This window comes from Mycobacterium asiaticum (assembly GCF_001673315.1).
Taxonomy (GTDB): domain Bacteria; phylum Actinomycetota; class Actinomycetes; order Mycobacteriales; family Mycobacteriaceae; genus Mycobacterium; species Mycobacterium asiaticum_B.
This window is the reverse complement of the sequence record NZ_LZLQ01000113.1, coordinates 1-7,167: the sequence shown is the minus strand read 5'-3', so window position 1 is coordinate 7,167 and position 7,167 is coordinate 1. Positions and strand designations below refer to the sequence as shown.

At 67.4% G+C, this 7,167-nt stretch carries 6 protein-coding genes and 1 tRNA gene; 3 read left to right on the top strand and 4 right to left on the bottom strand.

What is annotated here, in order from left to right; all coding sequences use genetic code 11:
- The 4 genes from A5636_RS17520 to A5636_RS17505 all read right to left on the bottom strand — a co-directional run.
- Window positions 1-1,085 (bottom strand): PPE family protein (locus A5636_RS17520; RefSeq protein ID WP_065159911.1); only part of this gene is annotated, 1,085 nt, incomplete at its 3' end.
- 137 nt (window positions 1,086-1,222) lie between these two features.
- Window positions 1,223-1,489, bottom strand: coding sequence for a YdeI/OmpD-associated family protein (locus tag A5636_RS17515; RefSeq protein WP_065159910.1), 267 nt, complete (start codon window positions 1,487-1,489; stop codon window positions 1,223-1,225).
- A 34-nt stretch (window positions 1,490-1,523) separates the two neighbouring features.
- Window positions 1,524-2,828, bottom strand: coding sequence for an ammonium transporter (locus A5636_RS17510; RefSeq protein ID WP_065159909.1), 1,305 nt, complete (start codon window positions 2,826-2,828; stop codon window positions 1,524-1,526).
- A gap of 112 nt (window positions 2,829-2,940) precedes the next feature.
- A tRNA-Leu gene (locus A5636_RS17505) sits at window positions 2,941-3,023 on the bottom strand.
- 233 nt (window positions 3,024-3,256) lie between these two features.
- Here A5636_RS17505 and A5636_RS17500 point away from each other — a divergent pair.
- The 3 genes from A5636_RS17500 to A5636_RS17490 all read left to right on the top strand — a co-directional run bounded on the left by A5636_RS17500 (window position 3,257) and on the right by A5636_RS17490 (window position 7,143).
- Window positions 3,257-5,023 (top strand): DUF3662 and FHA domain-containing protein, encoded by a 1,767-nt coding sequence (locus A5636_RS17500; protein WP_065159908.1) that lies wholly within the window; start codon window positions 3,257-3,259, stop codon window positions 5,021-5,023.
- 120 nt (window positions 5,024-5,143) lie between these two features.
- Window positions 5,144-5,608 (top strand): FHA domain-containing protein FhaB/FipA, encoded by a 465-nt coding sequence (locus tag A5636_RS17495; RefSeq protein WP_036362250.1) that lies wholly within the window; start codon window positions 5,144-5,146, stop codon window positions 5,606-5,608.
- Window positions 5,605-7,143, top strand: a complete 1,539-nt coding sequence (locus A5636_RS17490) for a PP2C family protein-serine/threonine phosphatase (protein ID WP_065159907.1) — start codon at window positions 5,605-5,607, stop codon at window positions 7,141-7,143. Before A5636_RS17495 ends, A5636_RS17490 begins: the two co-directional genes overlap by 4 nt.
- The last annotated feature ends 24 nt before the right edge of the window (window positions 7,144-7,167 follow it).

The following is a 7,167-nucleotide window of genomic DNA, read 5'->3' as shown; positions in this document are numbered from 1 at the left end:
CCGGCCGCCGCCGGCGCGGTCGCGGCCGGTGCCGGCGCCCCCGCTCCGGCCGCCGACGCGGCAGGCGCAGCCGCGGAGGTCACCCCGCTCGGAGCCAGGCCCGCGAGGGGCAGAACAGCCGAGTGCCCGGTCAGCGCGACAGCGGCCGGCACCGCCGCCTCACCGGCGGCCGCGGCAGCCGGCGCCAGCGCAAGAAGCTGCTGACCCACCCCCGCCACCACTCCGAGCGTGATCGCCAGCAACGGCTGCAGCAGCAGCTGGGGATAGGTGAGCGCCGCGCCGACGTTGGAGAAGACCTGGTACGCCACCGCCGACAGCAGCGGACCCCAGGTGACCAAAGCCTCGGACGGATTCGTCAGGAAGTCGGTGACCAGTTTGACGCTGTTGCCCAACGGATCCTGCAGGAAGTCGGTGATCGGCCCGAACAGCTGCTGGACATAGTTGAGGTATCCCTGGATGAGCTGGGTGATGAGGTCAGACAGGTTGAGTTGATTGCCGGCATCGGCCGCGGGTCCCGCGGCGGCGAACTGCGTGGGCGTCGCCGCCTCGGACTTGAGCACCTGAGGTGCCGGGGTGGTGGTCGGCACCCCGCCCAGCACCGCGGTGGATACCGCGTCGTAGGTGCTCATCGTGGTAGCCGCCTGCACCCACATCCGCACGTAATCAGCCTCGTTCAAGGCGATTGGAATCGTGTTGATACCGAAGAAGTTGGTCGCTACCAGCACGCCGTGCACGACGTGGTTGGCGGCCAGCTCGGCCAGCGTGGGCATCGCCGCCAGCGCCGTCGCGTAGGCCGCCGCCGCGGCGTCATGCTGCAGCGCGGCGGCACTGCTCTTCGCCTGTGCCTGAGCCAACCAGGCCAGGTACGGCGCGTGCGCGACGACGTACTCCGCGGCGCTCGGGCCCTCCCACGCGGCTTGCGCCGAACCCAGCAGCCCGAGGAGTTCCGCGGCGGCGTCGGCGTACTCGGCGCTCAGCGCCTGCCAGGCAGCCGAGGCTGCCATCAGCGCCGCCGGACCGGGACCGCTGGACAACAGCGCCGAGTGGATCTCGGGCGGAGCGGCCATCCAGATGGGAGCCGCCATCACGGCCCGCCCGACAAATGCTGCATCCCCACCCCCGCAGTGTAGGCTACCCTTACAAGCCGATACCCCTCCGCGGCATGCCGGATACCCCCCGCCGGCATGCGCCAGGCGTCACATCGGTTCTGGTGTCCGACCGGCTACCTGCCGTTGCGCTCCCGATGCTTGCACCCCGGCCAGCAGCAGGGCCGTCGCTTGCCTTCCTCAAGTTCCTCCTGGGTTCGGCGGATGCGGCGCTCGCGGGTCACCTGTTGCTTGGCGTCCTCGACCCAGCAGATGAACTCGTTGCGGGCCAGCGGAGTGATGTCCTGCCACAAGGTCAGCGCGGTCGAATTGGCGACGAGCGCTTCACGTAAATCACCGGGCAGTTCATGCACCACCCCACCGGGCACAGACTGGCTGCTCACGCGGCCAGTTTAGCGCCGACGAAATGCGACCAATTCACTCGATGTCGTCTTCGTCGATGCGCGGGCGCGGCTCGTCTCGCTCGCCGAACGGCGACGCACGGCGCGGGGCTTGGTGGCCGTACACACCTTCCGGGTAGGCCGTCTCGGCGTGCTGGGTGAGGTCGACACCGCTCTTCTCGTCTGCGGCGCTGACTCGGAAGCCTATGGCCCGGTCGATCAGCTTGGCCAACAGGAAGCTCGTCGCGAATGCGTAGCAGCCCACCACCACCATCGCCAGCGCCTGTTTGCCGAGTTGGCCCAGCCCGCCCCCGTAGAAGAGGCCGTTCGCGCCGCTGGTCATCACCGTGGTGGCGAGCAACCCGATCAACAGGACCCCGACGACACCTCCGACGAAGTGCACGCCGACCACGTCGAGCGAATCGTCGTAGTTCAGCTTGAACTTGGCCAGGATCGCGAACGAGCACACGACACCGGCTACTAACCCGACGAGCGCAGCGCCGAGAGTGTTGACGGTGCCGCAGGACGGGGTAATGGCCACCAGACCGGCGACCACGCCCGAGGCGGCACCGAAGGTGGTCGGCTTGCCGTCGCGGATCTGCTCGACCGAGAGCCACCCCAGCATGCCCAGGCAGCCGGCGACCAGGGTGTTCAGGAAGATCGCGGAGGCCAACCCGCTGGCCGCCAATGCCGAGCCGGCGTTGAAGCCGAACCAGCCGAACCACAGCAGCCCGACACCGAGCAGCACGAAGGGCAGGTTGTGTGGCCGCATCGCTTCCGCTTTGAACCCGATGCGGGGCCCGACCACCAGGGCCAGGGCAAGGGCCGAGGATCCGGAGACGATTTCGACCACCAGGCCGCCCGCGTAGTCGAGCACGCCCATTCGGAACAGCCAGCCGCTGGGCGCCCACACCCAGTGCGCGATAACGGCATAGACGGCTATCGACCACAGCGGCACGAACACCATCCAGGCCGCGAACTTCGCACGGTCGGCGATAGCGCCGCTGATCAGGGCCGCGGTGATGATCGCAAAGGTCAACTGGAACGTAGCGAACAGCAGTTCGGGAACTTTGTCGTGCAGAGTGTTTGGACCGATGCCGCTCATCCCGGCGTGCGCCAAGCCGCCGATGAGACCGCCGCCGCCGGTGAACGCCAGGCTGTAGCCGACCAGCAACCAAGCGACAGTGACCAGCGGGATGGAGATGAAGCTCATCATGATCATGTTGAGCACGCCGCTGGTACGCACCATGCCGCCGTAGAAGATGGCCAACCCGGGCGTCATCAGCAGCACCAGCGCCGTACTGGCCAGCAGCCAGGCGGTGGCGGCGGGATCGATGTTCAACTCTGCGGCTCCTTGCTCGACGCGTTTTCCAGATAAAACCCAGATAGAACGTAGACGGCGCAGCGCTGATTGGCAGCAACAAAAAACCCCGGCACTTGGCCGGGGAAATCTGTGGGCGAAGGGGGACTTGAACCCCCACGTCCCGAAGGACACTGGCACCTGAAGCCAGCGCGTCTGCCATTCCGCCACTCGCCCGAAACAACCGCAGGACCATATCACTGTAATAGCCGCGCGCCCAACCGATCGACTCGCCTGGACGGGCGGGTGCCCACCGGGTCTCTGAACGGTATCGATGTGATTCTCAGAATTTCCACGGTGCCGCCGCAAGGCGGTGTCCCGATACGATTGACGACAGATACGCCAAGCGGCCGCGTTGTTTGCCGTCCGCCGACGAATTCCCAGAGGACGAGTGAGGCGAGCGCGCGAGAATGGGTAGCCAGAGAGGGCTAGTTCAACGCATCGAGCGCAAACTCGAGGCGACGGTTGGAGATGCGTTTGCCCGTGTGTTCGGCGGATCGATCGTGCCGCAAGAGGTGGAAGTCCTATTGCGCCGGGAAGCCGCTGATGGCGTCCGGTCGCTCCCGGGAAACCGCCTTTTGGCACCCAACGAATACATCATTACCCTCAGTGTGCACGACTTTGAGAAGTTGGGCGCCGACCCGGAGCTCACGTCGAGTGCTTTTGCTCGGTACCTGGTGGACTATATCCAAGAACAGGGGTGGCAAACGTATGGTGATGTGGTCGTCCGGTTCGAGCAGTCCTCGAACCTGCACACCGGTCAGTTCCGTGCCCGCGGGACTGTCAACCCCGACGTCGAGCCCCGCCCGACGGTTACCGATTCCGCCCGGCCACAATCAAATGATGCGTTTGGCGCAGAACCAGGAGTACGACCGATGACTGACAATCCGAGCTACCGCGGTCAGGGGCAGGGGCGGCCCGACGAGTATTACGACGACCGCTACCAGCAGGGCGGCCCGCCCGGGTATCCGCCCGAGGGCGGCGGTTACCCGCCGCAGCAGGGCTATCCGCCGCAGCACCAGCAGGATCAGGGCGGCTACGGGGCTCAGGGGTACGACCAGGGGCAGCCGCAGGGCGGCTACGACCAGCGCGGCTACCAGGGTGGTTACGACCAGGGCGGCGCCCAGGGTGGCTACGACCAGCGCGGCGGCTACCAGGGCCAGGGCGGCTACGGTGCTCCCGGCGGCTACCCGGATCAGCGCGGCTACCAGGACCAGGGCGGTGGCTACGGCGCCCCGAGCGGTTACCCGGACCAGGGCGGCGGCTACGGTGACCAGGGTCAGGGCGGCTACGCACCCACCTACGAGGCGCAGCCGCATGTGCCTGCGGCCGGCCCGCCCGCCGGAGGTTACGGCCAGGGCGGCGGTTACGGCCAAGACCAGGGCGGCTATGGCCAGGACCAGGGCTACCAGCAGGGTGGTTACGGCCAACCTCAGGGCCAACCTCAAGGCCAGGGACAGCCTCGAGCCCAACCGCAAAGCCAGCCCGGCTACGGCGGCTACGGCGACTACGGACGTGAGCCCGCCCGCCAGGACGAAGGCGGCTACGGTGTGGCGAGCCCGCAGGCACCGCCGGAACCCCAGCGCTCGGGCTACCCCGATCAAGGCGGCGGCTACCCCGACCAGGGCGGCGGCTACGGCCAGGACCAGGGCTACCAGCAGGGCGGCTATCGGCAGGACTACGGCAGCAGCGGCGACTACACCCAATACGCCGAGACGGCGTCACCGAGCGGGTACGCCCCGCAGGGCGGCGGTTATGGCGAGCCCGCCGGCCACGACTACGACTACGGCCAACCGCCGGCGCCGGACTACGGCCAGCAAGCTGCGTCGGATTACGGTCAGGTCGGCGGCGGATACGGCGGCTACGGGCAGGGCGGCTACGGTTCGGTCGGCGCGCAGGTCACCCTGCAACTCGACGACGGCAGTGGTCGGACTTACCAGCTGCGCGACGGCTCCAACGTCGTCGGCCGTGGTCAGGATGCCCAGTTCCGGTTGCCCGACACCGGCGTCTCACGCCGGCATCTGGAGATCCGGTGGGACGGGCAGGTCGCGTTGCTGTCGGACCTGAACTCCACCAACGGCACCACGGTCAACAACGCGCCGGTGCAGGAATGGCAGTTGGCCGACGGTGACGTGATCCGGCTCGGTCACTCCGAAATCATCGTCCGCATCCACTGAACTTCGAAAAATCGAAGCCGTCGCGCATCTCCCGCGTTGACCGGTGTCGAAGTATCGTGACGTTGCCGATGTGCGGCAGTGGCGCGGGGAGGACAGTGCCGGGACGGAAAGGACCGCCAGATGCAGGGGTTGGTACTGCAACTGACGCGTGCCGGGTTCCTGATGCTGCTGTGGTTGTTCATCTGGTCGGTTCTGCGCATTCTGCGCACCGACATCTACGCCCCGACGGGTGCGGTGATGGTGCGGCGCGGGTTGACGCTGCGTGGCAACCTGTTGTCCCGCCAGCGCCGGGATGCGGCACGCTATCTGGTGGTGACAGAGGGGGCGTTGCAAGGCGCCCGGATCACGCTGAGCGGCCAGCCGGTGTTGATCGGGCGCGCGGATGACTCGACCTTGGTGTTGACTGACGATTACGCCTCGACACGGCATGCCAGGCTGTCTCAGCGCGGCTCGGAATGGTATGTGGAAGATCTAGGATCGACGAACGGCACTTACCTTGACAGGGCGAAGGTGACGACTGCGGTACGAGTTCCCATAGGTACGCCGGTTCGGATCGGCAAGACAGCAATAGAGTTGCGCCCGTGACTTTGGTCCTGCGTTACGCCGCTCGCAGTGATCGCGGCCTCGTCCGCGCCAACAACGAAGACTCCGTCTATGCCGGAGCGCGACTGTTGGCCCTGGCCGACGGCATGGGTGGCCATGCGGCCGGCGAGGTGGCCTCACAGTTGGTGATCGCCGCGCTGGCCCATCTCGACGACGACGAGCCCGGCGGCGACCTGCTGGCCAAGCTCGACAACGCGGTGCGGTCCGGCAACGCCGCGATCGCCGCGCAGGTCGAAATGGAGCCCGACCTCGAGGGCATGGGCACCACGCTGACCGCGATCCTGTTCGCCGGCAATCGGCTCGGGCTGGTGCACATCGGCGACTCACGTGGCTACCTCTTCCGCGACGGCGAGCTGTCGCAGATCACCAAGGACGACACTTTCGTCCAGACGTTGGTTGACGAAGGACGGATCACCGCCGAGGAGGCGCACAGCCACCCGCAGCGGTCCCTGATCATGCGCGCGTTGACCGGTCACGAGGTGGAGCCCACCTTGACGATGCGGGAAGCGCGCGTCGGGGATCGCTATCTGCTGTGCTCAGACGGTTTGTCCGACCCGGTCAGCGACGAAACCATCGCGGAGGCGTTGCAGATCCCCGACGTCGCCGAAAGCGCCTATCGACTCATCGAACTGGCGTTGCGCGGCGGCGGCCCCGACAACGTCACGGTCGTAGTCGCCGACGTGGTCGACGACGAGTTCGGCCAGACACAGCCGATCCTGGCCGGTGCGGTCTCTGGCACCGGCGACGAGGAACTGACCCTGCCCAACACCGCCGCCGGCCGCGCCTCGGCGATCGGCCAGCGCAAGGGTGAAGTCACCAAACGGGTTGCACCGCAAGCCGAGCCGACGCGCCGCCGGTGGTCGAGACGACGGCTGGGGTTGGTCATCGGGCTGGTGGTGCTGCTCTCGATCGTGGGGCTGTTCATCGGTAATGCGATCATCCGAAACAACTATTACGTCGCCAACGACAACGGCACCGTCGCCATCATGCGCGGCATTCAAGGCTCGCTCCTGGGCTTCAATCTGCACGACACGTACTCGGTGGGCTGCCTGAAAGGCAACGAGATCACCGAGGGCAAGCCGGGCCAACCCGGATGCCGCCAGGTGAAGCTGGAGGATCTGACCCCCTCGGGTAAGAAGACGGTTCAGGACGGGTTTCCCGCCGCAAACCTCGAGGGTGCCCGCCAGCAACTGCGGGACTTGGCCAAGTCGCTGCTGCCGGAATGCCCCTCGACCCGCGCCACGTCGCCACCAGAGCCCTCGGCGCCGTCGACCAACAGCAGTGGCACTCCCGAATCCAGCGCCCCGGGCGCGCCGGGCCCCGCCACCCAACCATCCACGCCCTCCGTGACCACGACTACCCCAGCCAACCCGTCCGCCACCTCGACGACCGCCCCGAGCACCACCCCGGCAACGCCTGCTACGCCGTCGTCCTCGACGCCTCCCGCGGCGTCGCCGACACCCAGCGAAAATCCGCAACCCGCACAGCCAGGCGTCACCTGCCGGGCACCGGCATGACGACGACGGAACTGCCCGCCCCGG